This window comes from Prauserella oleivorans (assembly GCF_042685745.1).
GTDB classification, from domain to species: Bacteria; Actinomycetota; Actinomycetes; order Mycobacteriales; family Pseudonocardiaceae; genus Prauserella_A; species Prauserella_A oleivorans.
Map to the genome: position 1 here is coordinate 4,448,012 of NZ_JBHUNT010000001.1, position 25,428 is coordinate 4,473,439.

Below are 25,428 nucleotides of genomic sequence, written 5' to 3' on the forward strand. Positions count from 1 at the left end.
GCCTGCACGAGGGCCGGACGTTCCGGCGCAGGCGCGTGACCGCGGTGCAGGCCGGCGCGCCGATCCTCTGTCTGGAGGCGTCGTTCACCACGGACGGGTCGGGCTCGCATCTGCAGGCCACCGCCCCGGACCTACCCGGCCCGGACAGGTGCGCGCCCGCGGAGTGGAGCTTCGGCGGGGGTGCCCGCAACCGGGCGACGGGTTCGAGCCGCGCGTGCTCGCCCCTACCGCTCCCGCGACCTCGCGCAACATGCACGACCTGTGGGCGCGCCCTCGGGCGGCGACACCGGAGGCCGTGTCAGCTCCGCCGCCGTGCTCACCTACCTCAGCGACCTCACACTCGCCTCGGTGCTGCTGCGTCCGGGCGGGCGGTCGGTCGGACGCAGCCGGCATGAGGTCGCTGGACCATGTGGTGCGGTTCCACAACGAGGTCCGGCTCGACGACTGGTGGCTTCACGCCAAGACCGCCCCGGCGGTGGGTGATCTGCGCAGGCTCGCGCAGGGACGGATCTTCCACCGCGACGGCACACTGCTGGCCACGGTCGTTCCAGAGGGTCTCCTCCACGGCAGGCGGTGACACCCTGGGCCGACTGTCCGAACCAGACACGGCATCAGGTCAGGCCGCGGATCACCCGTGCCGGCTGTTTGCTGCCCTTGATGACCGACACCATGTCGAGGGTCTGGCACGTCTCCGCGACGTTGTGCGCACGGAAGACCGCGGCGCCCTGCCAGGCGCACACGGCCGTCGCGGCAAGCGTGCCGTACAGCCGCTCGCCCACGTCGGCGCCCAGCGCCTCCCCGACGAAGTCCTTGTTGGACAGTGCCACGAGCACGGGCCACCTGGTGGCGACCAGCCGGCCCAGCTCGCGCGTCAGCGTGAGCGAATGCCAGGTGTTCTTGCCGAAGTCGTGGGTGGGGTCGACGAGGATGCCCTCGGCGGGCACGCCCAGCCGGACCAGCTCGTCGGCGCGCGTCGTCACCTCGGCGACGACGTCGGTCACGATGTCGGGGTAGCTCACCCGGTGCGGCCGGGTACGCGGGACCGCACCGCCGGTGTGCGAGCAGACGTAGCCCGCGCCGAACTCCGCGGCCACCTCGGCGAGCTTCGGATCGGCACCCGCCCACGTGTCGTTGAGCAGGTCCGCGCCCTCCGCACAGGCGAGCCTGCCCACCTCGTGCCGCCAGGTGTCCACGCTGATGACCAGCTCGGGAAACCGCGCTCGCACCTCGGCCACGAACGGCACCACCCGCCGCGTCTCCTCCGCGACGTCGACCTCCGCGCCCGGCCCGGCCTTGACTCCCCCGATGTCGACGATGTCGGCCCCGGCCTCGGCGGCGCGCTCGACCGCGGCGAGTGCCTCCGCGGTGCCGTAGGTGGCACCCCGGTCGTAGAACGAGTCCGGTGTCCGGTTGACGATCGCCATGACCAGCGGGCGGTCCCGCCTCATGGGACGCCCCCGGAACCGGATCTCGCGTGGCGTGACGCCTTCCATACCACTTCCCTCTGTGACGCAGCGCGGACGACACCGAGTATCCCCGGCGCCGGGCACGCTGCGCTGCCCGGCGCGAACGACGCCACAGAAGCAGGCCGCCGACGAGGGCCGGAGTCACTACGGCTGGGTCGGCACGGTGCCGCTGATCCGTCCGTACCCCTCGGCGTCGTGCTCGGCGAGGCCGTAATGGAAGCGTTCCCGCGGGGTGAGCGAGGCGACGATGCCCTGCCGGGCGGCGGGCGGCAGCGTGTGCAGAATCGTCATGACACGGTCCTTGCGGCGGCGGGCGCCCTTGCGTTCCGGCAGCCCGGGGGTCGGCTGCAACTGCGGCACGATGCCCCGCACGTCCTCGGCCGACCCGTCGTGGTGGCCCGCGGCGGCACGGGCCTTCTCCAGCGCCATCTGCGCGGAGTCCTTCTCCTCGCTCATGCCGATCGGCCCACGGACCCGCCCGTTGAGGAACTGCTCCACCACCGGCTCGTCGCTGGTGAGCAGGACCTCGCGCGGACCGAACATCACCAGCTCCTTGCGGAACAACATCCCGATGTTGTCCGGCACCGTCCGGGCCACGTTGATGTTGTGCGTGACGATCAGGATCGTCGCGTCGATCTGGGCGTTGAGGTCCACCAGCAACTGGGAGATGTAGGCGGTGCGCACCGGGTCGAGGCCGGAATCCGGTTCGTCGCAGAGGATGATCTCCGGATCGAGGACGAGCGCTCGCGACAGCCCGGCGCGCTTGCGCATACCACCGGAAATCTCGCCGGGTAGCTTCTTCTCTGCGCCTGACAAACCGGTCATTTCGAGTTTCTCGAGCACGATCTTGCGGATCTCGGTCTCGGATTTCCTGGTATGCTCGCGAAGCGGGAACGCGACGTTGTCGTAGAGGTTCATCGACCCGAACAGCGCGCCGTCCTGAAACAGCACCCCGAACAGCTTGCGGGTCTCGTACAACCTGCGCTCCGAGCAGCGGACGATGTCGACACCGTTGACGACGCATCTGCCGCGATCGGGTTTGAGCAGGCCGATCATCGACTTCAAGAACACCGATTTGCCGGTGCCCGAAGGACCCAGCAGGACCGACACCTCACCGGGCGGCAAGGTCAGCGTCACATCCCGCCAGATCGCCTGCTTACCGAAGGATTTCGACAGGTTCTCGACGACAACCTCAGCGCCCACGCCCACCTCCTCGGAGACCGCACCACCCTGGACGGTTCCGTAGATCTCATACAGCGTGACAGCGATTCACCGACATGGTCAAGGACCGCGAATGTCGGTCGACGTCGGCGTGGACCGTCCCGCCTGCCCGTTGCGTTCGCCGAACGACACCGGCAACACGCTCGAGCGCCCCGGCAGCCGATGCCCGTCAGCCGTACCCAGTGGACGGTCGGCTGCCCCGTTCCGGCACGCGACCGTCCACAGTGGCAACTCCGATGGTCGCGGCTACGCGGGGCAGTGGCTGAGGACCGCACGCAGGGCGTCGCGTTCGTCCTGGTCGACGGTCAAGGAGTACTTGGCCTTCACCGCGACCCAGCGGGCGGCGTAGCCGCAGCGATCCTCGTCCGGCAGCCAGGATGCGGGATCCTGGTCGCCCTTCTGCCGGTTCGACCGCGCGGTCACCACGACGAGCTGGTCGAGGTCGTTGGCGAACGCCTCCCGCTGCTCCTCGGTCCAGCCGCGGACACCGCTGCGCGCCGCTTCCGCCAGTGGCACGAGGTGGTCCAGGTCGGCGTCGCCGGCGTCGGCCATCACCACGCCGTCGTAGGAGCTGCGCCAGGAACCGGACACCGCACGGCACTTCTCGTCGGTGACCACGTCGCTGCCCTGCCGCTGCAGGGCGATCTCCCGCGTGTTGCACCCGTCTCCGTGGGACGACCAATGCGGCCAGTCGTCCCGGTCGTAGGGGTAGCCCGTGTCCTCCGGGGCCACGGTGAGCGAGTCGAACGTCGTCAGCGCCTCGCTCGCCGTGACCGGCGCGGGTGCGGCGCTGTCGGCGGAGGTGGGGTCGTCGGTGAACCACCAGATCACCGCGGCGACCGCCAGGACGATCAGGGACACCACCGTGCTGCCACGTGCTCGTTTGCTCGCCACGGTGATGATCATGAGCCGCGCTGAGCCCGGGGACGGCCTGACGCGCCGGAAGCACCGGGTGGTCGTGGGCGGGATCACGCGGCCGCCGGGGCCCGTGAAAAGGTTCCCGCACGGATCTGGGCCGCGCGACGGCGCTTGATGCCACGGTGAGGGTCCGAGCTCGTGGGCGGGGCCGGTCCGGATCCGGGACGGCCCGGCACCGCCGAATCCGGCTGCCGCCCGCGGGCACCGTGGAAAGGAGTCGACGATGGCCGAGACACACGCACAGTCAAGTGGAGCCTGGACCACGGCCCGTGGCCGCCCCACGAGTGCCGCCACGCCCTGGGCGGGATGGATCACCTTCGGCGCCGTGATGATGGCGCTGCTGGGATTCTTCAACGTCATCTTCGGCCTGATCGCGCTGTTCGAGGACACCTACTACGCGATCACGCCGCAGGGCCTGCTGCTCTTCGACCTCACCACCTGGGGCTGGATCCACCTCCTGGTCGGCGCTGCCGCCGTCCTGGCCGGATTCGCTCTGATGAGCGGGGCGACGTGGGCCCGGGCAGCTGCCGTGATCCTCGCGAGCTTCAACGCGGTGGCCCACCTCGCGTTCCTGCCCGCCTACCCGATCTGGTCGGTGATCGCGATAGCCCTCGACGTCCTGGTGATCTGGGCCGTCGTCGTGCATGGCGGCGAGTACGCCGACCGGGAACGCGTGAGGTAGCACCCAGGCGGGCGCCGGGGCGCCCGCCGCGACCGAGCACGCGAACGACCGGCAACGTCCTCCGGCCCGCCCGCGATCCAGGCTTCACACCGTGACTGGACGGCGTCTCCTGACCCGGGCGGGCACCGGACCAGGAGACGCCACGCGACCCGCTCACTCAGGGTGTGCCCGCGCCGCGTAGTTCGGATCAATCGCCGCCGCGGCGGGCGCCCAGCCCATCCGGCCCGGCGCCCAGCCCTGTTCCATGGGCACCCAGAAGAAGAACGTCACCCTGCGCTCCTCGAACAGCCAGCGCCCGTCCGGCCGGCGCGCGATGCGGTCGGCGTAGCGGCCGGCCGCCACGTGCGGACGGCCATCCACGACACACGGCTGGTACAGCCAGGTCTCGCCGTACGCGGTGTCGCCCTCCACGGTCACGGTCTCGTTGGCGCTGAAGTGCCACCACGCGGTGAGCGCACCCTCCTGCAGTCCGGCGAAGAAGGTGCGCAGCTCGGGGCGGCCCCGCGCCGTCGAGAGGCCGACGAACGCGCCGTCCTCGGTGAACAGCTCGGCCAGCTCGTCCCAGCGCCCGTCGTCGAGGTACTGGCAGTACCGAGCCCGCAGCTGGCCGATCTCGTGGACGTCCTCGAGCCGGCGCACGCGGGCCCGCAACTCCTCGTCGGTCATGACAGCGCGGCCGCCTTCTCCGCCGCCTGCTGCGAGGTCTCGTGCAGGTCGCGGCGAAACGACTCGCGGATGGTGAACACGGCGACGAAGGTCAGCACGGACATGGCGACGATGTAGAGCGAGACCGACCACGCCGAACCCGTGGCCGCCAGCAGCGCGGTCATGACGAACGGGGCGAGCCCACCGGCGAGCACCGAGGCGAGCTGGAACCCGAGGGACGCGCCCGAGTACCGCACGTCGGCCGGGAACATCTCGGCGAACAACGCGGCCTGCGGCCCGTACATCACGGCGTGGATCGTGAATCCGCCGATGAGTCCGAGCAGCACCAGCGGCACGGAGCCGGTGCCGACGAGGGCGAACAGCGGGAACGCGAACACCGCCATGAGCAGCGCGCCGACGAGGTACTGCTTGCGCCGCCCGCGCCGATCGCTCAAGGCACCGAACAACGGGATCGTAACGAGCTGTGTCGCCCCCGCGGCCATGACGCACAGCAGGATGGTGGTCTTGGACATCCCGGCGTGCTGCGTGCCGTAGTCGAGCATGCCGCTGATGAGGATGTAGAAGGTCGCGTTCACCACGAAGAACGCCCCGGCCGCCTGCAGGATCTGCCGCCAGTAGAGGCGGATCGCCTCCCGCAGCGGCGCTTTCCGGACGCCCGCGGCCTTGGCCGCCGACTGTGCGCGCAGCGACCGGAACACCGGCGTGTCCTCGATCTTCAGCTGCACATAGATGCCGATGGCCACCAGCACGAGCCCGGTGAGGAACGGGACGCGCCAGCCCCAGTCGGTGAACGCACCGTCGCTCATGGCGGACGTCAGCACGAGGAACAGGGCGTTGCCGACGACGGCACCGATGATCGAACCGGTCTGGATGAGACTTCCGTAGTAGCCGCGGCGCTCCACCGGAGCGTGCTCGGTGAGCAGCAGCGCCGCGCCGCCCCACTGGGCTCCGACGCCGAGACCCTGGACGAGCCGCAGGACCACGAGCAGTACGGGCGCCCAGACGCCGATCGCCTCGTAGGTCGGGAGCACGCCGATGCCGAAGGTCGCGACGCCCATCACCACCATCGCCCCGACGAGTGGCGGCTTGCGGCCGAACCGGTCACCGAGGTGGCCCGCGACGACACCGCCGAGCGGCCGCGCGAGGAACCCGACGGCGAAGGTGGCGAACGACGCGAGCGTCCCGGCCACCCCGCTGAACGACGGGAAGAACAACTCGCCGAAGACCAGCGCGGCCGCCGTCGAGTAGATCATGAAATCGAACCACTCCAGCGCCGTGGCGAGAACGGCGGCCGACGCGAGCCGTCCCATGCGTTTCGGCTGCGCCGACGGTGGGTGCTGGTTGACACTCATCCGGCTGACCTCCGGTCGCGACATTGCGAGTAGGTACGAACGATCGTTCGGACGCTAGCCGGGACGACGGCTCCGGGCAAGACCCGCTGTCCGCCTCAGCCGGGCAGCTCGGCCTCGAGCAGGGCGAGGGCGTACCGGGCGTGCTGCTCGCCGAGTTCGCGTTTGGACAAGCGCCCGCCCGGCCGGTACCACGTCGAGATGGCCGAGCACATCGACACGATGTTGCGCGCGGCGTCATCGGGGTAGGGCGTGCGGAACTGCCCGCTCGCCGCTCCCGCGGCGACGATCTTCTCGTAGATGCTCTGCGTGCTGTCCCTGGCGGCCACCACGTTCGTCCTCGCCACGCCCGCGAGGTATCGGACCTCGGTCAGCGCCACGAGGGAGGCGATCTGGTGGTCGACCACGAACGCCACGTGCGCCCGGACCGCGGCACTGAGGCGATCCGGCGGCTCCTCCCCCGCCGCGTTCACCGCCTCGGTGATGCGGGCGAGCAGCTCGTCGTTGGCCATCCGCAGCAGCTCGGCGAGCACGTCGGACTTCGACGGGAAGTAGTTGTAGAGGTTCGACAGGCTCGTTCCGGCGCCGCGAGCGATGTCGCGCATCGAGGCCCCGTGGAAGCCCTTGGCCCCGAACGCCTCGAGTGCGGCCTGCAGGATGGCCGCGTCATTGCCCCGGCCGCCGTCGCGGAGGAGGCCCAGCGAACGACTGTTCATGCGCGGAGGCTACGGGCGCGGCGGAGAGCCGGTCAACCGGGGCCACTCTTGACGGCGAGCGACACTCGGTGCTTCGGTAAGAACGTTCGTTCGTATAGAACCCTGCGCAGAGGAGCGCCATGGCGAGCCGCCGGTATTTCGAGGACTTCGTCGTCGGGCAACGGTCGTCCGGCCCGTCGTGGGAGGTGACCGCCGGCATCGGTCCCGCGGAGTTCCCCGGCCTGTTCGGCGATGCCGGCGGCACGGTGGTGGAGGCCCGCTGGCAGCATCTCGCCCCCGTCGAGACGGGCGCGACCGTGCGGTTCGAGGAGACGGTCACCCGCTGCCGCCGCACCCGCGACGGCATGCACGGCCTGGTCACCCGGCACGGCTGCGTGGTCGACCGGCGCGGGCGCACGGTGTGCGAGGGCTCCACGACGGTGCGGGTCCTGGCGCGTGGCAGCGGCCCGGACCCGGCAGGCCGCGCCTTCGCCACCCCGGAGTGGGCCGAGGCGCTGGCCGGCCTGCTCGCGGCCGACGGCCGGTTCACGGAGGCCACCGCCACCTGGGACGGCGCGATCGGCCTGCGCTGCGGCGCCGAGGAGGTGCAGTTGCGCGTGTATTGCGGGTCGGTTCTGCGGCCCGGCACTCGCACCCCGCTGGGCGCCACCTTCACCCTCGGTGCCACGGAGCTCACGTGGACCGAGCTGCTCACCGGGCCGGACAACGACTTCATACGCCGCGCGATGTCGGGCCAGTTCGACGTCCGCGGCAACGGGTACGAGTACCTGCGCCTCACGAAGGTGCTGGACATCCTCGTGGACAACGCACGGCAGCTGGCCCGGCAGGACGGTGCGGCATGATCGAGGCGAGCTATCTCGACATCGGCGGCTGCTTGTCCTATGTGGAGCAGTGTGGTGCCGGGCAGCCGGTGCTGTGCCTCCACACGGCGGGACAAAGCGGTGTCCAATGGCGGCACACCGGCCCGGCACTCGCCGCTCTCGGCTACCGCGTGATCGTGCCCGACCTGCCCGGGCACGGCCGCTCGGAACCCGCGCCCGGCGGTCCCGTCACCGACCTCGGTACCTACTCCGCCTGGTGCGGGACGCTGCTCGACCGGCTCGGCGTGAATCGGCCGTTCGTCGTGGGCTGCTCGATCGGCGGCAAGATCACGCTGGACCTTGCCGTGCGCCGCGGTGACCGGCTGGCGGGCGCGGTCGTCATGGCCGCCGGGCCGGGCCCCGGCCGCGTGAACCTCACCGGGCTCCGGCGGGAACTGGAGGACGTCGCGGCGCCGAGCCGTGCGGACCGCACCCAGCTGGGCACGCTCGCCGTCGTGGGGCGGAAGGTGCCGCCGGAGCGGGCGGACCTGATCGCCACCATGCATCGCAGGGAGGACCCGGCCGTGTCCGGCTCCGACCTCATCGGCTGGGGCACCCACGACGTCAGCGCCGAGATCGGCGGCATCGCGTGCCCGGTGCACCTCGTGGCGGGCTCCGACGACCTGTGGCTCGAGCCCGAGCTGATCCGGCAGGCCGCCGACGTGATCCCTGATGCCCGGTTCACGCTCCTCGACGGAATCGGTCACTATCCGATGGAGGAGCTCGAGGACTTCGCCGCCGTGCTCGACGGCTGGCTCACCGACCTCACCGCCCGGCAGGAGAAGCGCCGATGACGTTGCTCGCAGTGCTGTCCGATCTCGTCGCGCGGAACGCCGACGCACCCGTCGCGATCGACGCGCATCCCGAGGACCCGGTCGTGGTGTCGCGGCGGGAGCTGTGGCAGCGCACGCTCGCGCTGCGAGCCGATCTCGCCCACGCCGGTGTCGGGCGGGGCGACGGTGTGGCCGTGTGGCTGCCCAACTGGTCGGACGCGCTGTGCTGGCAGTTCGCCACGGCATCGCTCGGGGCGCACGTCATCGGGGTCAACACGCGGTACAACGTCGAGGAGGTCGCGCACGTCCTCGACCGCGCGCGGCCCGCCGTCGTGGCGCTCGCGCACGACTTCCACGGCCTCGACCTGCTCGGCAGACTCCACGCCGCGGTCGGGCGCGTGGCCGCGCCGCCCCCGGCGGTGGCCGTGGTCACCGGACCACACGGCACGGCGCCCGAGGACGTCTCCGCCTACGACGTGGGCGGCGGTACGTGGCGGCCCGGACCGGCACGCGACCTGCCCGCGCCCGAGGCCACCGACGGTGACGAGCTCGCCGTCGCCTTCACCACCTCCGGTTCCACCGGCAAGCCGAAGCTCGCCGCCCACCGCGAGTCCGCCGTGGTGGCACACGCCCGCGCCGACGCCGCCGCCCTGGGCATCGGTGACGGCGACGTGGTGGTGTGCGCGCTGCCGTTGTCGGGCGTGTTCGGGTTCAGCACCGCGCTCGCGGGCGTGGCCGGTGGCGCGGCGTGCCTGCTGGAACCGGTGTTCGACGGCACGGCCGTGGTCGCGGACATGGCCCGCTGGCGGGCCACTCACCTGGTCGGCGGTGACGACCTGGTGAGCAAGCTCGCCGCCGCCTGGCAGGCGTCGCCCCGGCCGCTGCCGGCGTGGCGCTGGCTCGGTATGGCCGACTTCATCGGCAAGACCCACGAGCTCGCCCGGTGGGCCGAGCAGGAGTTCGGCACCCACGCCACGGGGGTCTACGGGTCGTCGGAGGTGTTCGCGCTGACGGCGTGCTGGCCCGGTGACGAACCCGCGCCGCGACGGTGGAGGGGCGGCGGCCGGCTCGTCTCCGGCCGCATCCAGGCTCGCGTGGCGGACCCGGTGACCGAGGAGAGCCTCCCGGCCGGTCATCAGGGCGAGCTGCAGCTGCGGGGCTACAACGTCGTCGACGCCTACCTCGGTGATCCGGACGCGGGCGTGCGATCGTTCACCACGGACGGCTGGTTCCGCACCGGTGACCTCGTCGAGCTCGACGCCGACGGCGCCGTCACCTACGTCTGCCGCATGGGTGATGTGCTGCGGCTGCACGGTTTCCTCGTCGACCCGGCGGAGATCGAGCAGCGCCTCGCCGAGCACCACGCCGTGAGCGTGGCGAAGGTCGTCGGTGTCCGTGGTGACGACGGGTTCGAGCGGGCCGTCGCCTACGTCGTGCCCGTCTCCCCCGGTGCCGTCGACGCCGCCGAGCTGCGGGAGTGGTGCGGGGCCACGCTGGCGACGTTCAAGGTCCCGTCCGCCATCGAACTGCTCGACGAGATGCCGACCACGTCCGGCACCAACGGCACCAAGATCCGGGCGGCGACGTTGCGCGAGTGGGCACAGCGCCGCCACGGTGCCCGGCGCGAGATGGCGCCCTGAGCACCGTGGCAGCGAACCCCGTGGCGTCGGCGCGAGCCACGCCCTAACCTCGCTCTCGTGCGGATCGTCTCCCTGTTGCCCGCGGCCACCGACATCGTCGTCGAGCTCGGCAGGCTTCCCGACCTCGTGGGCCGGACCCACGAGTGCGACTGGCCCGCCGGGGTCGCCTCGGTTCCCGTGGTGACCGCCAGCGGAGTGGACTCCAGCCTCGCCAGCCGCGAGATCTCCACCGCGGTGGGTGGAGCGCACCGGGGCTCGTCGCTGTACACAGTGGACTCCGAGCGGCTCGCCGCGCTCGCTCCCGACCTCGTACTGACCCAGGACCTCTGCGAGGTCTGCGCCGTGTCCTACACCCAGGTCGCGGCCGCGGTACGGATGCTCGATGCGGGTCCGCGCGTGCTGAGCCTCGAACCACGCACGCTGGAGGAGGTACTCGACTCGCTGCGCGTGGTCGGTGCCGCGCTGGGCGCCGAGGACGTCGCCGCCGACCGGATCGGCTCGCTGCGGCACCGCCTGGACGTGGTGCGTCACCGGGTCGCCGGCGCTCCGCGCCCACGCGTGGTCGCACTGGAGTGGCTCGATCCGCTGTGGCCCGCCGGGCACTGGGTACCGGAGCAGATCGAGGCAGCGGGCGGGCAGGCGCTGCTGGCCGGACGGGGCGAGCACACCGCACCGGTGACCTGGGACGCCGTGCGGCAGGCGTCGCCGGACGTGCTGCTGCTCCTGCCGTGCGGGCTCCCCCCGGAGCGCGCCCTCGCCGAGCTGGAGGTCCTGGCCGGGCTGCCCGGCTGGCACGAGCTGCCCGCGGTGCGGAACTCCGCCGTGTGGGTGCTCGACGACCCGGCGTACTTCAACCGGCCGGGACCGCGCGTCGTGCGCGGGATCGAAGTGCTGGCACACGTGCTGCACGGCGTCGACCCGGCCGAGCCGGTGACGGCCACCGAGGCCCGCCGGGTGACGTCGTGACTCGCTAGACCACGTCGAGTGCCGCGCGGACGATGCCGTCGGCGTCGATGCCGTGATGGCGGTACACGTCCTCGAGCGAGCCCGACTGGCCGAACTGCGTCACCCCGAGCGCGAGGCTCGGCACGCGGTTGACGTTGGCCAGGAACGCCAGCGTGTGCGGGTGTCCATCCAGGACGGTCACGAGCGGCGTCGCGCGCGAGGCCGGGAACACCTGATCGAGGATCCAGCTCGGAGCCCGCGACCGGCCCTGCCGGGCCTGCAGCGCGTCGAACAGCAACCCCGCGCTGGTGACGCACACGACGTCGGCCGGGGTGCCGAGCCGGTCGAGGCGGTCCGCGGCGGCGAGCGCCTCCGGCACCACGGCACCCATCGCGGCGATCGTGACCGCGGGCGTCTCGGTCCGCCGCAGCGGGTAGGCGCCTGCCACCACCTGACGGCGCCGCCGTTCGCGTGCCGCCGGGTCCTCCGGCACGCCGGCGAGTGTCTGGTCGACCGGCCGCGTGGACAACCGCAGGTAGGCCGAGCAGCCGTCCGGCCTGCCCAGCCTCGCGAGGCAGGCCAGCAACGTCCACTCGACGTCGATCGCGAACGCCGGTTCGTAGGCGACGCAGCCGGGCTGCTCGATCCCGACCGACGGTGTGGTGATCGACTGGTGCGCGCCACCCTCGGGCGCCAGGGACACTCCCGACGGAGTGCCGACCACAATGGACTGTCCGCCCGCGTAGATCCCGAACGACCACGGCTCGAGCGCGCGTTCGAGAAACGGGTCGTAGAGCACGCCGATCGGCAGCAGCGGCTTGCCCCAGCGGCTCCACGTGGAGCCGAGCTCGCCGAGCAGGCCGACGAGGTTGGTCTCGGCGATCCCGAGCTCGATGTGCTGACCCGTCGGGCGTTCCCGCCAGTGCAGGATCGTCTCGGTGTCGTCGGCGAAGAAGTCGTGGCGCTCGGTGGACGACCAGACACCGACCTTGTTCACCCAGCCACCGAGGTTGGTCGTGGAACTGACGTCGGGGCTGACCGTGACCACCCGGCCCGCCGCCTCCGGCGCGCTGCGCGTGAGGTCCAGCAGCACACGCCCGAGTGCCGCCTGGGTGGTGGCCGTGCCCTTCGGTGTCCGTCCGATGTCGGTGGGCAGGTCCGGAGGTTCCTGCAGGGTGACCGGGGCGCGCTTGAGGCGCTGCGCGGTGCTCGCGCAGAGTTTGCCCTCGGCACTGTCGGCACCGAAGCGCGCCCAGGGACGGTCGACGTCCATCCCGAGCTCCTCGGCGAGTTCCCGTATCTGCTCGGTGGTGAGCAGCGAGGAGTGGTTCTGCGGGTGGCCTTCGATCGGCAGGCCGCGCCCCTTGATGGTGTAGGCGAAGATCACCGTCGGGCGATCGTCCATGATGGACTGGAAGGCGCGGTCGAGCACCCCGAGGTCGTGGCCGGCGAGGTCCCGGACCGCCGCGGTGAGCGTCTCGTCGTCCAGCTGGTCCACGAACGCCGCGAGCCCGGTGTCGGCGCCGGGAAGCCGGTGCCGCAGCTCACCGGGGGCGCAGCGAAGCAGACGCTGGTACTCCGGGTTGGGCATCGCGTCTATCCGGGCCCGCAGCGCTGCCCCGCCCGGCCTGGCGAAGACCTCCTCCGCGAGGGTGCCGTACTTGAGCTCGATCACCTGCCAGCCCGCCGCGGCGAACATGCCGCGCAGGCGGCCGGCGGCGATGCCGGGCACCACGCGGTCGAGCGACTGACGGTTGAGGTCGACGATCCACACCAGTTCGCCGAGCTGCGAGACCGCGGGGTCGAGAATGGCCTCCCACACGGCACCCTCGTCGAGCTCGGCGTCGCCCAGGAGCGAGTACTGCCGGCCGGCACCGACGCCGCCGACCGTGCTCTCGAGATACCGGCGAGCCACGGCACCCCAGATCGGCGCGGTGGCACCGATGCCCACCGACCCGGTCGAGTAGTCGACCGGATCCGGGTCCTTGGTGCGGCTCGGGTAGCTCTGCAAGCCGCCGAACTGCCGCAACGTGCCCAGGTAGGACTCGTCGAGCTCACCGAGGAGGTAGTTGATGGCGTGCAGGACCGGCGACGCGTGCGGCTTCACCGACACCCGGTCCTCCGCGCGCAGGTGCCGGAACCACAGCGTTGTCATGATCGACACGAGCGAGGCACTGGACGCCTGGTGGCCACCCACCTTGAGCCCCGAGGGGTTGGGCCGAACCCGGTTGGCGTGGTGGATCATCGCCGTCGCCAGCCAGAGCACCCGGCGCTCGACCTCCTGGAGGACGGCGGTCTCAGCCCTGGCCGAGCCGGGTCGAGTCGGAGCGACACTGGTCATCCGGACACCACCTCCTGTGCAGGAATGCCCGATATGACAGCACTGTCGCACCGGTGTGCACAACGGACTCGCGCCAGATTGCGCATAATGCACGTCCGAGAAACATCCACACCGGCGAAAGCGAGCATTGTGCCCACCTCCGACCGTCTCGACCGCGTCGACGTGCTCCTGGTGCGGGCGCTGTCCGAGCAACCGCGCGCCACCGCACTCGCGCTGGCCAAGCTCACCGGGTTGTCCCGCAACACCGTCCAGACCCGGCTCGCCCGGCTGGAACAGCGAGGACTGCTCGACTCGTTCGAGCGCCGGATCTCGCCGAAGAGCTTGGGGTATCCACTCACCGCCTACGTCACCACCACCGTGACCCAGCGCAAACTGGACGACGTCGCGGACGCACTCGCGACGATCCCGGAGGTCCTGCAGGTGCAGGGCATCAGCGGTCCGACCGACCTGATGGTGCACGTGGTCGCCCGGGATGCCGACGACCTGTACCGCGTCGCCGGGCGCATCCTCGCGGTCCCCGGCGTGGAGCGCACCGACACCGCGCTGGTGATGCGCGAACTCGTGGACTACCGGATCACGCCGCTGCTGGAGCAAGCCGTGAACGTCGACCGCTGACGCGCGTCGCTAGGCGGTGCCGTCGATCCAGGACTGCAACAGCGGTGCCGTCCTGGCGACAAGGTGCTCGGGTTCCTGCGCCGCGATCTCGCCGGTCCGCAGCACCAGCCGCGCGGCGCCGAGGCCGAGCAGGTGCGCGCACACCAGCTCCGCGCGCAGGCGCGCGTCCGGGCCGGACAGCCGGTCGCTGAGGGCGGCGACGAACTGGCGCTCGAAGTTCTCCCGGAACGTCGCCCCGGCCGGCCGCGACGACGTGAAGAGCGCGCGCAGGAGCGGATCGGCCTGCGTGCGCTCGTGGTAGTCGAGCAGGGTGCGCACCAGGTGCTCGCCCAGCCGGTCCACGGGGCAGTTCAGCAGCACGGCGGCCTCGCCCTCGAAGCTCGACGCCTCGGCGAACAAGGCTTCCTTGCTGCCGAAGTACTTCACCACGAGAGCGGCGCTGACGTCGGCGTCCGCGGCGATGTCCCGCAGTTTGACGTCGGCGTAGCCGTGCAGCGAGAAGCGGCGCCGCGCCGCCTTCAGCACCGCCGCACGGGTGAGGCACGCGTCGCGGCGCTGCTCGTCGACAGCCGCGCCCGCCTGCTCCGGTGTGGACACGGGGTAAGGCTAGCGCGACCGTGCTGCCGCGGGCGCGGCTCGCGACGGCCCCATCTCGGCGTCCGGGCGCGGCGTGGGCGTCAGAGCTGCGATCACGCCCGCGAGCAGGGCGGCTCCGCCGGCGATCACGAAGATCACCGTGTAGCCAACCAAGGACGGGAACTCGCCACCCGCCGCGTACGTCACCATGCCCGCGGAGACCGTGGCGACGATCGCGCTGCAACTGGACGTGCCGATCGAGCGGCACAGCGCGTTGAGGCTGTTGGCCGCCGCCGTCTCGGAGCGGGGAACGGCACGCATGATGAGGGCGGGCACGGCCCCGTAGGCGAGGGCGGCGCCGATCGCGGTCACGGTGACCACGAGGATGACGCCGGCCAGCGGGCGGTGCACCAGAGGACGGCACAGATTGCCCGCCGCGAGGACCGAGACGCCGAGCACCACGGTCACCCGCGGACCCCAGCGCCGGGAGACGACAGCCGACAGCGGGGAGAACGCCACCATCGCGCAGCCCACCGGCAGCAACGCCAGCCCGCTCTCCATGAGCGAGAGGTCGAAGCCGTAGCCGGTCTCGGCCGGTGCCTGCAGCATCTGCGCGCTCACCATGAACGACGCGAACATGGCGATGCCGATGAGCACCGAGGCGATGTTGGTGAGCAGCACGGCCGGCCGCGCCGACACGCGCAGGTCCACCAGCGGCGCCGAGGGGCCGCGCAGTTCGTACCGGCCCCACACGAGGAACAGCAGCAGGGACGCGCCGAGCAGCCCCAGCACCGGCGGACTCCCCCAGCCCCACACCGAGCCACGCGACACCGGCAGCAGCAGGCACAACAGCGCCACGGACAGCCCGACGGCACCGGCGAGGTCGAACCGGCCGCCGCTGCGCACCGGCGACTCCGGCACCAGCAGCCGGACCAGCAGGATCTCCAGTGCGGCGAAGACGGCCGCCCCCGCGAACAGCCAGTGCCAGTCCGCGTTCTCGGCCACGAACCCGGTCAGTGGCAGGCCCACCGCGCCACCCGCCCCCAGGGTCGAGCTCATGACGGCGATGCCCGTCCCCACCCGCTCCGGCGGCAGCTCGTCGCGCATGATGCTGATCCCGAGCGGGATCACGCCGATAGCCACGCCCTGCAAGGCGCGCGCGGCGAGCAGCACCAGGAACTCGCTGCTCAGCGCACCGAGCGCACTGCCGAGCGCCATCGCGGACAGCGCCACCAGCAGCATCCGGCGCTTGCCGTACATGTCGCCGAGCCTGCCCAGCACCGGGGCGAACACGGCACCGGTGAGCAGCGTGACGGTGATGAGCCACGCCGCGTTGGACGGCGTGGTGCCGAGCAGCCGGGGGAATTCCGGCAACAGTGGCACCGCCAGCGTCTGCATCAGCGACACCGCGATGCCCGACGAGGCCAGGACGCCGACCGCGACCTTGGATCTCGCGGGCGACCGCACGGGCAGTGTTCCGGTCACGGGCGAGGGCTCCTTCTCGACATCGGTGAACCAGTGTTCACGCGCCAGCCGATCGAGTAAACCTGTGTTCACCCCTCCGCGCAATCCACCGGGGCGCCGGCATGGAGCCGGGTGAGCCCGAACCCGCTCACACCGGCGCGCCGCGGGACGACGGCGGCCGGCGCACGGGTACGCGCCCGGCGGCGGGCCACTGAGCTACACCGTGGCGATAACCCTGCTCATGATCCTGAACGGTTCCGACCGGACGACCCGGACGGCGGAATCGACCGGTAACGCCGACCGGACACCATGTCGAGAGGAGACTGAGTGATCCGTCGATGTGCTAATCTATCATCACCATTCGCATAGAGGAGACGATATGGGCACTGAAGCCGTCCCCTCCGGCGCACGGCCGCTGGCCGGTGTGCGGGTGATCGAGCTCGGTTCGATGTACGCGGCCCCGACCGCGGGCAGGATGCTCCGCGACTTCGGCGCCGACGTCGTCAAGATCGAGGACCCGGCGAATGGCGACTTCGCGCGCCAATGGCAGCCGTCGCACAACGGCACGGCCATCGGTTTCGCACGGCTGAACTCCGGCAAGCGGTCCGTGGGCATCGACCTGCGGGACCCGCGCGGCCGCGAGGTCGTGACCCGCCTGGTGGCCGACGCCGATGTGCTGATCGAGAACTTCCGGCCCGGTCGCCTCGAGGACTGGGGCATGGGCTACCGCGACCTGTCGCGGCAGAACCCGCGACTGGTGATGACCCGCGTGAGCGGGTTCGGGCAGACCGGCCCCTATCGCTCCAGGCCCGGCTTCGGCACGGTGGCCGAGACCGCGAGCGGATATGCCTTCCTCAACGGCTGGCCGGAGACGCCCCCGACCGCACCGCCGTTCGGATTCGCCGACTCCATCGCGGGCATCTCCGCCGCCTTCGGCACCGCCATGGCGCTCTACCGGCGCGAGGTGCAGGGCAGCGGTTCCGAGGTCGACGTTGCCCTGTACGAACCGCTGATGTTCATCCTCGGCGACGCGGTGCTGAACTACACGGCATCGGGAACGATCATGCAGCGGCACGGCAACGCCTCCGGAGCCGCCTCGCCACGCGGCATCTACCAGGCCGCGGACGGTGGCTGGTTGTCGATCGCCGGCTCCAACCAGACCATCGCCATGCGGCTGTTCGACGCCATGGGCAGGCCGGATCTCAAGACCGACCCGCGCTACGCCACCAACTCCGCTCGGATGGCCAACAACGAGTCGCTGCAGAAGATCGTCAGCGACTGGGTGCGCAGCCGCCCGCGCGACGAGATCCTCACCATCCTGGACAAGTACGAGGTGGTGTCGGCGCCGGTCAACGACGCCCGCGACATCACGCTCGATCCGCATTTCACCGAACGCACCCTGGTGGAGCTCGCCAACACCGCACTCGGCCCGGCGCTGATGCCCGGACCGATCCTGCACGTGCGCGACACCGAACGCCCCGTGTACGACGGTGTGCCCGACCTCGGCCAGCACACGGCGGACGTCCTCGTCGGGGAGCTGGGCATGAGCGAGGCCGACCTGAGCTCCCTGGCCGAGGCCGGGGTCGTGGCCTCAGGCCGGCCGGGGGTGCGGCGGTGAGCCAGCCACCGCTGCGGCCACGAAAGACCGCCATGCTCGTCGCGCAGCGAATCGTCGCCGACATCAACAAACGCGGCAACACGGTGGGCGAACGCCTTCCTCCCGAGCGCATCATGCTGGACGAGTACAGCGTCGGCCGCGGCACGCTGCGGGAGTCGCTGCGGTTCCTCGAGCTGCAGGGCGTGATCTCGCTGCGGCCCGGGCCGGGCGGCGGGCCGGTGGTCGAACAGCCGGACGCCTCCAGCCTCGCCACGGCACTGACGTTGCTGCTGCAGTTCGAGAACGCGCCGTTTCGCACCATTGCCGAGGCCCGCACCGGGCTCGAACCCATGATGGCGCAGCTGGCGGCCGAGCGGATCAGCGACGACCAGTTGTCCGACCTCAAGCTCAGCGTCGACACGATGCACGAGCACCTCGACGACCAGGAGGTATTCCTGGCCGAGAACAAGCGGTTCCACGACATCATCGCCCACGGGTCGGGCAACGCCATGTTCGGCTATCTCGTGGACGCGCTGCTCGGCATCCTCGACGGCTCCGCGATCGGTATCGATTACCCCAAAGTGCGCCGCTCGGCGGTCCACAAGGCACACCTGCGGATCTACGAAGCGATCGCGACGCGGGACCCGGACGCCTCGTCGGAAGCGATGTCCGATCACATCCGCGAGTACGTTCGCTACGCCGAGCGCAAGTACCCCGAGGTGCTCGCCGCGCCGATCGTCTGGACCAACCTGGCCTGAAACGCTGCCCTCACCGCGACCACGGCGAGTCGATACCGAGCACCCTGGCCAGCGTCCCGCCCAGCACCGACTTGGTCTCCGTGTCGCTGAGACCGAGCGCCTGGATCGCCTCGATCTCCTTGGCCGGGTCCGCCATCGGCCAGTCCGAACCGAACACGACGCGCTCGGCGCCGTGCCGGCGGATGAGCCTGCGCACGCGCTCCGGACGGAGTGTGGTCAGGCTCGGCGGCCACGACGTCTCCAGCACCACGTCGGCGCCGCACAGCATCTCCTCGGCGTCGTCGAGGATCTTGTAGCCGCCGAAGTGGCAGGCCATCAGCCGCAGGTCCGGAAACTGCCTGGCGATGTCGGCGATCATCGTCGGACTGGACAAGCTGTTGGTGTGGGCGTCACCGCTGCCGGCGCCGACATGGGCGATCACGGCGATCTCGGAACCGAACGCCTCCAGGATCGTCCACAGTCGAGGGTCGTCCAGAGCGAAGTTCTGGAACAGCGGGTGCAGTTTGACCGCGCGGATCCCGTGCCTGCGCAGGCTGGCGAGGTTTTCCTCGGCGGACAGTTCGACGTGCACGGTCCCGACACCGAAGTGCCGCTCGGAGGCGAGCCCCGCCACGAAGGCGTTGACCTTGTCCACATGGCGGGCCTGGTTGGCGATGCCGAGACAGCAGCTCATGTCGACGCCCGTGGCGTCCATGTGCGCGGTGAGGCCGCCGACCGTGCCATCGCCCTGGGCGGTGAGGCCCGGCAACCGGTTGTTGCCGAGAGCAGCGGCCGCGATCGTGTCCGGCCAGACGTGGGTGTGTGCGTCGATGATCATGGCGTCACAGCTTTCCGGATTCACCGCCGTCGACCACGAACACAGCACCCGTGGTGAACGGCGAACTGGCGGACACGAGCAGGCAGACCAGCGGCATCAGCTCCGCGGCGTCGGCCATCCGGCGCGCGGGGATCTTGGCGACCCGCCGCTGGAGCAGGTCGGGTGATTCGAGTACGGCCTTTTGCGCGTCGGTGGCGAACGCCCCCGGCGCGATGCAGTTGACCTGCACGTTCTTGGCCGCCCACTCGGCGGCCAGCGCCTCGGTCATGCGCACCACCGCGCCCTTGGACGCCGAGTACCCGACCAGGTGGGGCTTGCCGCGGACACCGGTGGTGGAGGCGATGTTGACAATCCGGCCGTGGCCCTGCTCGATCATCTTCCTGCCCGCCGCTTGGGCCAGCAGCATGGGTGCGATGACGTTGACCGTCATCGTGTCCTTCCACACCTGGGGATCCTGCTCGGCGAACGTGCCGGCTGCCGCGATGCCCGCGTTGTTGACGAGCGCGTCGATCCGGCCGTGCCGCGCGACGACGCTGTCCACCAGCCCGCTCACGGCCGTCTCGTCGCGCATGTCGACGACCTCGACCGAGATGCGGCCCTGTCCCCGCGCGGCGACGTCGTCGAGACTGTCCTTGCTCCGGGCCGCCGCGACCACGGTGGCCCCTTCCTCGGCGAGGGTGACCGCCATGGCGGCCCCGAGACCGCGGCTGGCTCCGGTTACCAGGACGACCGTGTCCTGCAGCTGGAAGTCCATTCAGGACACCTTCTTCCCGAGCCTGCGGGCAAGCGAGTCGAGGAGCACCTCGGTGGCGCCCTCGTAGACCCGCAACGGGCGCGCGTTGCGGTAGAGCCGCTCGATCTTCGAGCCCCGGACGAGCCCGAACCGGCCCATGCTCTGCACGCCCCGGTCGACGACGCGCCCGGCCGCCTCGGTGGCGACGACCTTGGCGATCGAGGAGTAGTCCAGATGCGCCAGTGGGTCCTGCCGCGCGAGCGAGGCCGCCCGGTAGGTCATGGCGCGTGCGCTCTCCACGTCGGCCCAGGAGAGCGCGAGGTTCTGCCCGACGGCGCCGAGCTCCAGCAACGGCCTGCCGAACTGGGTGCGCGTCGTGCTGTGCTGCACCGCCTCGTCCAACGCGGCCTGACCGAGCCCGACCGCCGACCCGGCTACCGTCACCCGGAAGACCGCCAGCGTCTGCAGCATCAGCGAGAACGCCTTGCCCGGAACACCCAGCCGATGGCCCTCGGGGACGACGACGTCGTCGAAGGTCAGCTCGCCGAGGATGTGCGGCGCGATGATGTCGGCGCCCCGCTCGGCGCGCAGCCCGGGCGCATCGGCGGGCACGAGCACCATCGAGTAGCCGTCGCCCTCCTTGCCCAGCACACAGTAGAAAGCAGCGGCACCGCCGTTGGTGATGAACGACTTCCGGCCCCGGACCCGTAGCTCGCCGTCCCGCGACTCGATCGTGGTGGTGATCGCCCGCAGGTCCGAGCCGACGTCGGGCTCGGTCAGCGCGAGCCCGGCGATGGCGTCGAGCCGCGCCACGCGCGGCAGCCACTCGTCCTTCAGCTCCTCGGATCCGCCGACCGCCAGCGAGTAGCTGCCGACACCCTGCATGCCGAACAACGAATCGAGGTGCGCGGAGGTGTACATCAGAGCCTCGCGCACCACCGCGATGGCGAGCGGGTCGAGTATCTCCTCCTCACCGCCGTACGCCGCGGGCACGACGTGGCGCGCCAGGCCGGACTCGCGCAACGCCGCCGCGGTGGCGGGGTGCACGTCGGCGCATTCGTCGGCCTCGTGCGCGAATGGTTCCACCGAGGCCGCCACCTCGCGGGCGATCTCCTGGATCTTGCGATGCCGTTCGGACAGATCGAACGGCTGCTCCACTGCGACCATGCCACCCTCCCGCTCAGCCACGCTGGTCGAATCGACGGTTCAGCAACTCGGACACGATCCGGATGCGCTGCATCGTGGGCGTTCCGCCTGCGATGGCCCACCCGTGGGCGTCCCGGTGCAGCCGCTCGAGGCCGTACTCCTCGGTGTAACCGTTACCGCCGTGCAGCTGCATGGCCAGATCGGTCACGCGCTTGGCGGTCTCGTTGGCCGTGCACTTGGCCAGGGACACCTGAAGCGGGTTCGGCAGCCCGGTCCCGGCGCCGGCGGCCGCCTTGTCGAGCAGTGACCGTGCCGCCTCCACCTGCAGCACCATGTCGGCCAGCGTGGTCTGCACGCTCTGGAACTCGATCAGCGGCTTGCCGAACTGCTCGCGCTCCTGCACGTACTTGACCGTGCGGTCGAGTGCTTCCTGGGCGATGGCGAGGCTCATCGTGGAGTTGCCGAGCCGCTCGATGGAGAAGACGCCGAACAGCTTGCCGAAGCTGCCCGCGGGCACGACGACGTGATCCTTGGGCACCACGACGTTGTCCAGGATGACGTCGGCTGACGGAATGCCGCGGAAGCCCATCAGTCGCTCCGGCGCGCCGAAGCTGAGCCCGGGCATCCCCTTCTCCACCACGACGGCACCGATGCCCTTGGAGCCCGGCGCGTCGGACAGGCGCGTGTAGACGAGGTACAGGTCGGCCTCTCCCCCGTTGGAGATCCAACGTTTGGCGCCGTTGACGACGTAGCCGTCGTCGGTCGGCTTGGCCACGGTGCGCATGTCGGTGGCCGCCGAGCCCGCGTCCGGTTCGGAGATGGCCACGGCCATCGTCTTCTCCCCCGAAACGATGGCAGGTAGCCAGCGCTCGCGCTGTTCCTCGGTGCCGAGGTGGTTGACGACCTGCGCGGGTCCGGTGTTCGACTCGAAGACCTGGAACGCCGCGGGACGGCAGACCTTGGCGAGTTCCTCGATCACCGCCAGCGCCTGGGAGACGGGGGCTCCGGCGCCCCCGAACCGTTCGGGGAGGGCGATACCGAGAAAGCCCAGCTCACCTAGTCGCCTTCGTTCCTCCGCGGGCAACGGCCGGCGGTGGACGTCCAGCTCGTCGGCCATCGGCGCGTAGACCTCGGCGGCCACTCTCGCGGCGAGTTCCCGGATCTCCCGGTTCTGGTCAACGGTCATCAGTTCGCCCTCCTTGGTTGTAATCATTATCCTGGTTTAGCCGCCGGGATTGTCAACAGGCGAGCGGATGACACTGACCGAGGACCAGCCCCGCGGCAACCGGCGACCGTGGACTTGCCATGAATATCATGATAAGTAATTAGCCATGATTCCGGCGCGGGAAGTCAGTGAAGTCGTCATCGTCGACGCGGTCCGGACGCCGATGGGCAAGGGCCGCCCGGGAGGCGCACTGGCGAACGTCCACCCGGTGGATCTGCTGGCCCAGACGCTCGCCGGACTACTCGGCAGGCACGATCTCGACCCCGGCACCGTCGACGATGTGCTCATCGGCTGCGTCTCCCAGGTCGGTGAGCAGTCGGCCACCCCGGGCCGCATGGCCTGGCTCGCCGCGGGGTTGCCCGCGCACGTCCCGGCCACGACCATCGACCGCAAGTGCGGCTCCGGCCAGCAGGCCGTGCACTTCGCCGCCCAGGCGATCATGGCGGGCTGCTACGACATCGCCGTCGCGGGCGGTGTCGAGTCGATGAGCCGGGTGCGCATGGGCTCGGCCCGCATGGACGCCGACCCCTTCGGCGCGGGAGTGCGCGAGCGCTTCGCACCCGGGCTCGTGCCGCAGGGCGTCGCCGCCGAGCTCGTCGCCGCCCGCTGGAAGCTCGACCGGGACGAGCTCGACGAGTACGCCGTGCGCTCGCACCGGCTCGCGGCCGCCGCGCGGGACGCCGGTTCGTTCGCGCGCGAGATCGTGCCGATCGCGACCCCCGAGGGCACCGTCACCGACGACGAGACGATCCGGCCCGGCAGCACCGTCGAGCAGCTGGCCGCGCTCGACCCGGCGTTTCGCTCCGACACCATGACTGAACGCTTCCCGGAGATCGGCTGGCACATCACCGCGGGCAACTCCTCCCAGATCACCGACGGTGCCGGTGCGCTGCTACTGATGAGCGCGGCGAAATGCGAGCAGCTTGGCCTCATCCCGCGGGCACGGATCCGCGCCATGCACGTGTGCGGCGACGATCCGCTGCTGATGCTCACCGCACCGATCCCCGCGACCCGCGGCATCCTCGGCCGGACCGGCCTGACGCTGGACGACATCGACCACATCGAGCTCAACGAGGCATTCGCGTCCGTGCCGCTGGCGTGGGTGGCCGAGTTCGGTGTGGACGGTGCCGACACCGCGAAGCTCAACCCGCGCGGCGGCGCGATCGCGCTGGGCCACCCGCTCGGCGCGTCGGGCGCCCGCCTGATGACCACGATGCTGACCGCGCTCGAGGACAACCGGCAGCGCTACGGCCTGCAATTGATGTGCGAGGCAGGCGGGATGGCCAACGCGACCATCATCGAACGCCTGTGAGCCCACCGCAGAGCAAGGAGAACAACGTGGATCTGACCAACGCGTCCGTCATCGTCACCGGCGGAGCCTCGGGACTGGGCGCGGCCACGGCCGCCCGGCTGGCCGACCGTGGCGCCCACGTCGTCATCGTCGACCTGCCCACCTCACAGGGCGACGCCGTCGCGGAGAAGATCGGCGGCTCGTTCGCGGCAGCCGACGTCACCGACACCGACGCCGTGCAGGCCGCCCTGGACACCGCCGAATCGGCCGGTCCCCTGCGCGCCGTCGTGCACTGCGCGGGGCGCGGGGGCGCCGTGCGCCTCGTCGACCGCGACGGCAACCCCGGGTCGATGGAGATGTACGAGACAGTCGTCCGGGTCAACCTCTTCGGCACGTTCAACGTGCTGCGCCTGGCCGCGGCACGGATGGCCCGTAACGAGCCGGTCGACGGCGAGCGGGGCGTGTGCGTGCTCACCGCGTCGGTCGCGGCCTACGAAGGCCAGATCGGCCAGATCCCCTACGCCTCGGCGAAGGCGGGCATCGTCGGGATGACGCTGGTGGCCGCGCGCGATCTCGCGTCGAAGCTCATCCGCGTCACCACGATCGCGCCGGGCCTGTTCGACACACCGATCCTCGCGCGGCTGCCCGAGGAGGTCCGCGAGTCGCTCGGCAAGTCGATCCCGCATCCCAGCAGGCTCGGCATCCCCGACGAGTACGCCTCACTCGCCCTGCAGATCATCGACAACCCGATGCTCAACGGCGAGACCATCCGGCTCGACGGCGCCATCCGCATGGCGCCCCGCTGACCCACCCGTGGAGGGACCGTGACCGACCACTCCGCCGACTCCGGCGCTCCCGAGCTGCTCGTGTCCGAACGCGGGCGCGTCCTCGTCCTCACCATGAACCGCCCGCACGCCCGCAACGCGATGTCGCTGGCGATGGCCCGGCAGATCGCCACCGCCCTGGACGAACTCGACCGCAGGCCCGACCTGAGCGTCGGCGTCATCACCGGTGCCGGCGGGACGTTCTGTGCCGGCATGGACCTCAAGGGGTTCGCGCGCGGCGAGCGCCCGGTCGTGGACGGCCGCGGCTTCGCCGGGCTCGTCCAGCGCCCGCCCGCGAAGCCGCTGATCGCGGCCGTCGAGGGCTACGCGCTGGCAGGCGGGTTCGAGATCGTGCTCGCCTGCGATCTCATCGTGGCCACCACCGAAACGAATTTCGGATTGCCCGAGGTGAAGCGCGGGCTCACCGCGGCGGCGGGCGGGCTTCTGCGCCTGCAGCACCGCATTCCCTACCACCTCGCCATGGAGATCGTGCTCACCGGCCGGATGTGGCCGGCCCGCGAGGCCGCCGAGGCCAGGCTGGTGAACCGGCTCACCGAGCCGGGCCGGGCGCTCGAGGTCGCGCTCGAACTCGCCGGCACGGTCGCCGCCAACGCTCCGCTGGCGCTCACCGCGTCCAAACAGGTCCTCGTGCGCTCGGCGGACTGGCCGCTCGAGGAGAAATTCGCGCGGCAGGAGGAGTTCGTCGACCCGGTACGGCGATCCGCCGACGCCAAGGAGGGCGCGGCCGCCTTCGTCGAGAAACGCGCACCGGAGTGGACCGGTTCCTGAGCCGGACACGCGAGAA

At 71.0% G+C, this 25,428-nt stretch carries 25 protein-coding genes; 12 read left to right on the forward strand and 13 right to left on the reverse strand.

Translation table 11 applies throughout. The features are described from left to right. The first annotated feature begins 163 nt into the window (after positions 1-163). On the forward strand, positions 164-577 hold the full coding sequence (locus ACFSZT_RS21785) for a hypothetical protein (RefSeq protein ID WP_377386188.1): 414 nt from the start codon (positions 164-166) through the stop codon (positions 575-577). Between the two features lie 34 nt (positions 578-611). Here ACFSZT_RS21785 and folP read toward each other — a convergent pair whose 3' ends face one another. The 3 genes from folP to ACFSZT_RS21800 all read right to left on the reverse strand — a co-directional run bounded on the left by folP (position 612) and on the right by ACFSZT_RS21800 (position 3,581). Continuing rightward, the gene (gene folP, locus ACFSZT_RS21790; protein ID WP_377386191.1) at positions 612-1,448 is read right to left on the reverse strand and encodes a dihydropteroate synthase; all 837 of its coding nucleotides are present in this window, start codon (positions 1,446-1,448) and stop codon (positions 612-614) included. Positions 1,449-1,610: 162 nt separating this feature from the next. After that, the gene (locus tag ACFSZT_RS21795) at positions 1,611-2,669 is read right to left on the reverse strand and encodes an ABC transporter ATP-binding protein (RefSeq protein ID WP_377386194.1); all 1,059 of its coding nucleotides are present in this window, start codon (positions 2,667-2,669) and stop codon (positions 1,611-1,613) included. A 264-nt stretch (positions 2,670-2,933) separates the two neighbouring features. Further along, a complete protein-coding gene (locus ACFSZT_RS21800) occupies positions 2,934-3,581 on the reverse strand; it encodes an HNH endonuclease family protein (RefSeq protein ID WP_377386197.1) in 648 nt (215 codons plus the stop codon). A gap of 247 nt (positions 3,582-3,828) precedes the next feature. Here ACFSZT_RS21800 and ACFSZT_RS21805 point away from each other — a divergent pair, with 247 nt between their 5' ends. Then, the gene (locus ACFSZT_RS21805; protein WP_377386200.1) at positions 3,829-4,287 is read left to right on the forward strand and encodes a DUF7144 family membrane protein; all 459 of its coding nucleotides are present in this window, start codon (positions 3,829-3,831) and stop codon (positions 4,285-4,287) included. Between the two features lie 153 nt (positions 4,288-4,440). Here the strand turns inward: ACFSZT_RS21805 and ACFSZT_RS21810 are convergent, their stop codons facing one another. From ACFSZT_RS21810 to ACFSZT_RS21820, 3 genes are all read right to left on the reverse strand, one after another. Then, a complete protein-coding gene (locus ACFSZT_RS21810) occupies positions 4,441-4,953 on the reverse strand; it encodes a nuclear transport factor 2 family protein (protein WP_377386203.1) in 513 nt (170 codons plus the stop codon). Next, positions 4,950-6,305 carry an MFS transporter gene (locus ACFSZT_RS21815; protein WP_377386205.1) on the reverse strand — a complete coding sequence of 452 codons (1,356 nt, stop codon included), beginning with the start codon at positions 6,303-6,305 and terminating at the stop codon, positions 4,950-4,952. Before ACFSZT_RS21815 ends, ACFSZT_RS21810 begins: the two co-directional genes overlap by 4 nt. 95 nt (positions 6,306-6,400) lie before the next feature. After that, positions 6,401-7,018, reverse strand: coding sequence for a TetR/AcrR family transcriptional regulator (locus tag ACFSZT_RS21820; protein WP_377386208.1), 618 nt, complete (start codon positions 7,016-7,018; stop codon positions 6,401-6,403). A 119-nt stretch (positions 7,019-7,137) separates the two neighbouring features. Between ACFSZT_RS21820 and ACFSZT_RS21825 the strand changes: the two genes are divergently transcribed. Genes ACFSZT_RS21825 through ACFSZT_RS21840 form a run of 4 tightly spaced genes read left to right on the forward strand, consistent with a single transcriptional unit; the run spans position 7,138 to position 11,257 of the window. Beyond that, positions 7,138-7,860 (forward strand): hypothetical protein, encoded by a 723-nt coding sequence (locus ACFSZT_RS21825; RefSeq protein WP_377386211.1) that lies wholly within the window; start codon positions 7,138-7,140, stop codon positions 7,858-7,860. Beyond that, the gene (locus ACFSZT_RS21830) at positions 7,857-8,672 is read left to right on the forward strand and encodes an alpha/beta fold hydrolase (protein WP_377386214.1); all 816 of its coding nucleotides are present in this window, start codon (positions 7,857-7,859) and stop codon (positions 8,670-8,672) included. Before ACFSZT_RS21825 ends, ACFSZT_RS21830 begins: the two co-directional genes overlap by 4 nt. Further along, positions 8,669-10,291, forward strand: a complete 1,623-nt coding sequence (locus tag ACFSZT_RS21835; RefSeq protein WP_377386217.1) for an AMP-binding protein — start codon at positions 8,669-8,671, stop codon at positions 10,289-10,291. The genes ACFSZT_RS21830 and ACFSZT_RS21835 overlap by 4 nt, the downstream gene beginning before the upstream one ends. A gap of 57 nt (positions 10,292-10,348) precedes the next feature. Further along, complete coding sequence (locus ACFSZT_RS21840; protein WP_377386220.1) at positions 10,349-11,257, forward strand: cobalamin-binding protein; 909 nt, start codon at positions 10,349-10,351, stop codon at positions 11,255-11,257. A gap of 4 nt (positions 11,258-11,261) precedes the next feature. Here the strand turns inward: ACFSZT_RS21840 and ACFSZT_RS21845 are convergent, their stop codons facing one another. Beyond that, positions 11,262-13,577, reverse strand: coding sequence for a transketolase-like TK C-terminal-containing protein (locus ACFSZT_RS21845; protein WP_377386222.1), 2,316 nt, complete (start codon positions 13,575-13,577; stop codon positions 11,262-11,264). Positions 13,578-13,706: 129 nt separating this feature from the next. Between ACFSZT_RS21845 and ACFSZT_RS21850 the strand changes: the two genes are divergently transcribed. Then, positions 13,707-14,192 carry an Lrp/AsnC family transcriptional regulator gene (locus ACFSZT_RS21850; RefSeq protein WP_377386225.1) on the forward strand — a complete coding sequence of 162 codons (486 nt, stop codon included), beginning with the start codon at positions 13,707-13,709 and terminating at the stop codon, positions 14,190-14,192. A 9-nt stretch (positions 14,193-14,201) separates the two neighbouring features. Here the strand turns inward: ACFSZT_RS21850 and ACFSZT_RS21855 are convergent, their stop codons facing one another. Together ACFSZT_RS21855 and ACFSZT_RS21860 are read right to left on the reverse strand one after the other, a co-directional pair. Next, on the reverse strand, positions 14,202-14,789 hold the full coding sequence (locus ACFSZT_RS21855; RefSeq protein WP_377386227.1) for a TetR/AcrR family transcriptional regulator: 588 nt from the start codon (positions 14,787-14,789) through the stop codon (positions 14,202-14,204). A gap of 9 nt (positions 14,790-14,798) precedes the next feature. Beyond that, positions 14,799-16,253, reverse strand: a complete 1,455-nt coding sequence (locus ACFSZT_RS21860; protein ID WP_377386230.1) for an MFS transporter — start codon at positions 16,251-16,253, stop codon at positions 14,799-14,801. A 358-nt stretch (positions 16,254-16,611) separates the two neighbouring features. On the opposite strand from ACFSZT_RS21860, the gene ACFSZT_RS21865 reads away from it, so the two are divergent. Then, positions 16,612-17,850 carry a CaiB/BaiF CoA transferase family protein gene (locus tag ACFSZT_RS21865; RefSeq protein ID WP_377386233.1) on the forward strand — a complete coding sequence of 413 codons (1,239 nt, stop codon included), beginning with the start codon at positions 16,612-16,614 and terminating at the stop codon, positions 17,848-17,850. Further along, positions 17,847-18,587 (forward strand): FadR/GntR family transcriptional regulator, encoded by a 741-nt coding sequence (locus ACFSZT_RS21870; RefSeq protein ID WP_377386236.1) that lies wholly within the window; start codon positions 17,847-17,849, stop codon positions 18,585-18,587. The genes ACFSZT_RS21865 and ACFSZT_RS21870 overlap by 4 nt, the downstream gene beginning before the upstream one ends. A 10-nt stretch (positions 18,588-18,597) precedes the next feature. On the opposite strand, the gene ACFSZT_RS21875 is transcribed toward ACFSZT_RS21870, so the two are convergent. From ACFSZT_RS21875 to ACFSZT_RS21890, 4 genes are read right to left on the reverse strand one after another with little or no spacing between them, the layout of a single operon-like run. Continuing rightward, positions 18,598-19,404, reverse strand: coding sequence for an amidohydrolase family protein (locus ACFSZT_RS21875; RefSeq protein ID WP_377386238.1), 807 nt, complete (start codon positions 19,402-19,404; stop codon positions 18,598-18,600). A gap of 4 nt (positions 19,405-19,408) precedes the next feature. Then, entirely contained in the window at positions 19,409-20,158 is a 750-nt protein-coding gene (locus ACFSZT_RS21880; RefSeq protein WP_377386241.1) for an SDR family NAD(P)-dependent oxidoreductase, read from the reverse strand. Beyond that, positions 20,159-21,304 carry an acyl-CoA dehydrogenase family protein gene (locus tag ACFSZT_RS21885; protein WP_377386244.1) on the reverse strand — a complete coding sequence of 382 codons (1,146 nt, stop codon included), beginning with the start codon at positions 21,302-21,304 and terminating at the stop codon, positions 20,159-20,161. Positions 21,305-21,317: 13 nt separating this feature from the next. Beyond that, positions 21,318-22,469 (reverse strand): acyl-CoA dehydrogenase family protein, encoded by a 1,152-nt coding sequence (locus tag ACFSZT_RS21890; RefSeq protein ID WP_377386247.1) that lies wholly within the window; start codon positions 22,467-22,469, stop codon positions 21,318-21,320. Positions 22,470-22,614: 145 nt separating this feature from the next. Here ACFSZT_RS21890 and ACFSZT_RS21895 point away from each other — a divergent pair, with 145 nt between their 5' ends. Genes ACFSZT_RS21895 through ACFSZT_RS21905 form a run of 3 tightly spaced genes read left to right on the forward strand, consistent with a single transcriptional unit; the run spans position 22,615 to position 25,412 of the window. Then, entirely contained in the window at positions 22,615-23,820 is a 1,206-nt protein-coding gene (locus ACFSZT_RS21895; RefSeq protein WP_377386251.1) for a thiolase family protein, read from the forward strand. A gap of 26 nt (positions 23,821-23,846) precedes the next feature. After that, on the forward strand, positions 23,847-24,605 hold the full coding sequence (locus ACFSZT_RS21900) for an SDR family NAD(P)-dependent oxidoreductase (protein ID WP_377386253.1): 759 nt from the start codon (positions 23,847-23,849) through the stop codon (positions 24,603-24,605). An 18-nt stretch (positions 24,606-24,623) separates the two neighbouring features. Further along, positions 24,624-25,412, forward strand: a complete 789-nt coding sequence (locus tag ACFSZT_RS21905; protein WP_377386255.1) for a crotonase/enoyl-CoA hydratase family protein — start codon at positions 24,624-24,626, stop codon at positions 25,410-25,412. Positions 25,413-25,428 lie beyond the last annotated feature (16 nt).

Excerpts from the sequence above, each read along its gene's own strand:
- folP (WP_377386191.1), bottom strand. The coding sequence starts at position 1,448 with ATGAGGCGGGACCGCCCGCTGGTCATGGCGATCGTCAACCGGACACCG.
- ACFSZT_RS21805 (WP_377386200.1), top strand. The coding sequence starts at position 3,829 with ATGGCCGAGACACACGCACAGTCAAGTGGAGCCTGGACCACGGCCCGT.
- ACFSZT_RS21810 (WP_377386203.1), bottom strand. The coding sequence starts at position 4,953 with ATGACCGACGAGGAGTTGCGGGCCCGCGTGCGCCGGCTCGAGGACGTC.
- ACFSZT_RS21815 (WP_377386205.1), bottom strand. The coding sequence starts at position 6,305 with ATGAGTGTCAACCAGCACCCACCGTCGGCGCAGCCGAAACGCATGGGA.
- ACFSZT_RS21820 (WP_377386208.1), bottom strand. The coding sequence starts at position 7,018 with ATGAACAGTCGTTCGCTGGGCCTCCTCCGCGACGGCGGCCGGGGCAAT.
- ACFSZT_RS21825 (WP_377386211.1), top strand. The coding sequence starts at position 7,138 with ATGGCGAGCCGCCGGTATTTCGAGGACTTCGTCGTCGGGCAACGGTCG.
- ACFSZT_RS21830 (WP_377386214.1), top strand. The coding sequence starts at position 7,857 with ATGATCGAGGCGAGCTATCTCGACATCGGCGGCTGCTTGTCCTATGTG.
- ACFSZT_RS21835 (WP_377386217.1), top strand. The coding sequence starts at position 8,669 with ATGACGTTGCTCGCAGTGCTGTCCGATCTCGTCGCGCGGAACGCCGAC.
- ACFSZT_RS21845 (WP_377386222.1), bottom strand. The coding sequence starts at position 13,577 with ATGACCAGTGTCGCTCCGACTCGACCCGGCTCGGCCAGGGCTGAGACC.
- ACFSZT_RS21865 (WP_377386233.1), top strand. The coding sequence starts at position 16,612 with ATGGGCACTGAAGCCGTCCCCTCCGGCGCACGGCCGCTGGCCGGTGTG.
- ACFSZT_RS21875 (WP_377386238.1), bottom strand. The coding sequence starts at position 19,404 with ATGATCATCGACGCACACACCCACGTCTGGCCGGACACGATCGCGGCC.
- ACFSZT_RS21880 (WP_377386241.1), bottom strand. The coding sequence starts at position 20,158 with ATGGACTTCCAGCTGCAGGACACGGTCGTCCTGGTAACCGGAGCCAGC.
- ACFSZT_RS21885 (WP_377386244.1), bottom strand. The coding sequence starts at position 21,304 with ATGGTCGCAGTGGAGCAGCCGTTCGATCTGTCCGAACGGCATCGCAAG.
- ACFSZT_RS21890 (WP_377386247.1), bottom strand. The coding sequence starts at position 22,469 with ATGACCGTTGACCAGAACCGGGAGATCCGGGAACTCGCCGCGAGAGTG.
- ACFSZT_RS21895 (WP_377386251.1), top strand. The coding sequence starts at position 22,615 with ATGATTCCGGCGCGGGAAGTCAGTGAAGTCGTCATCGTCGACGCGGTC.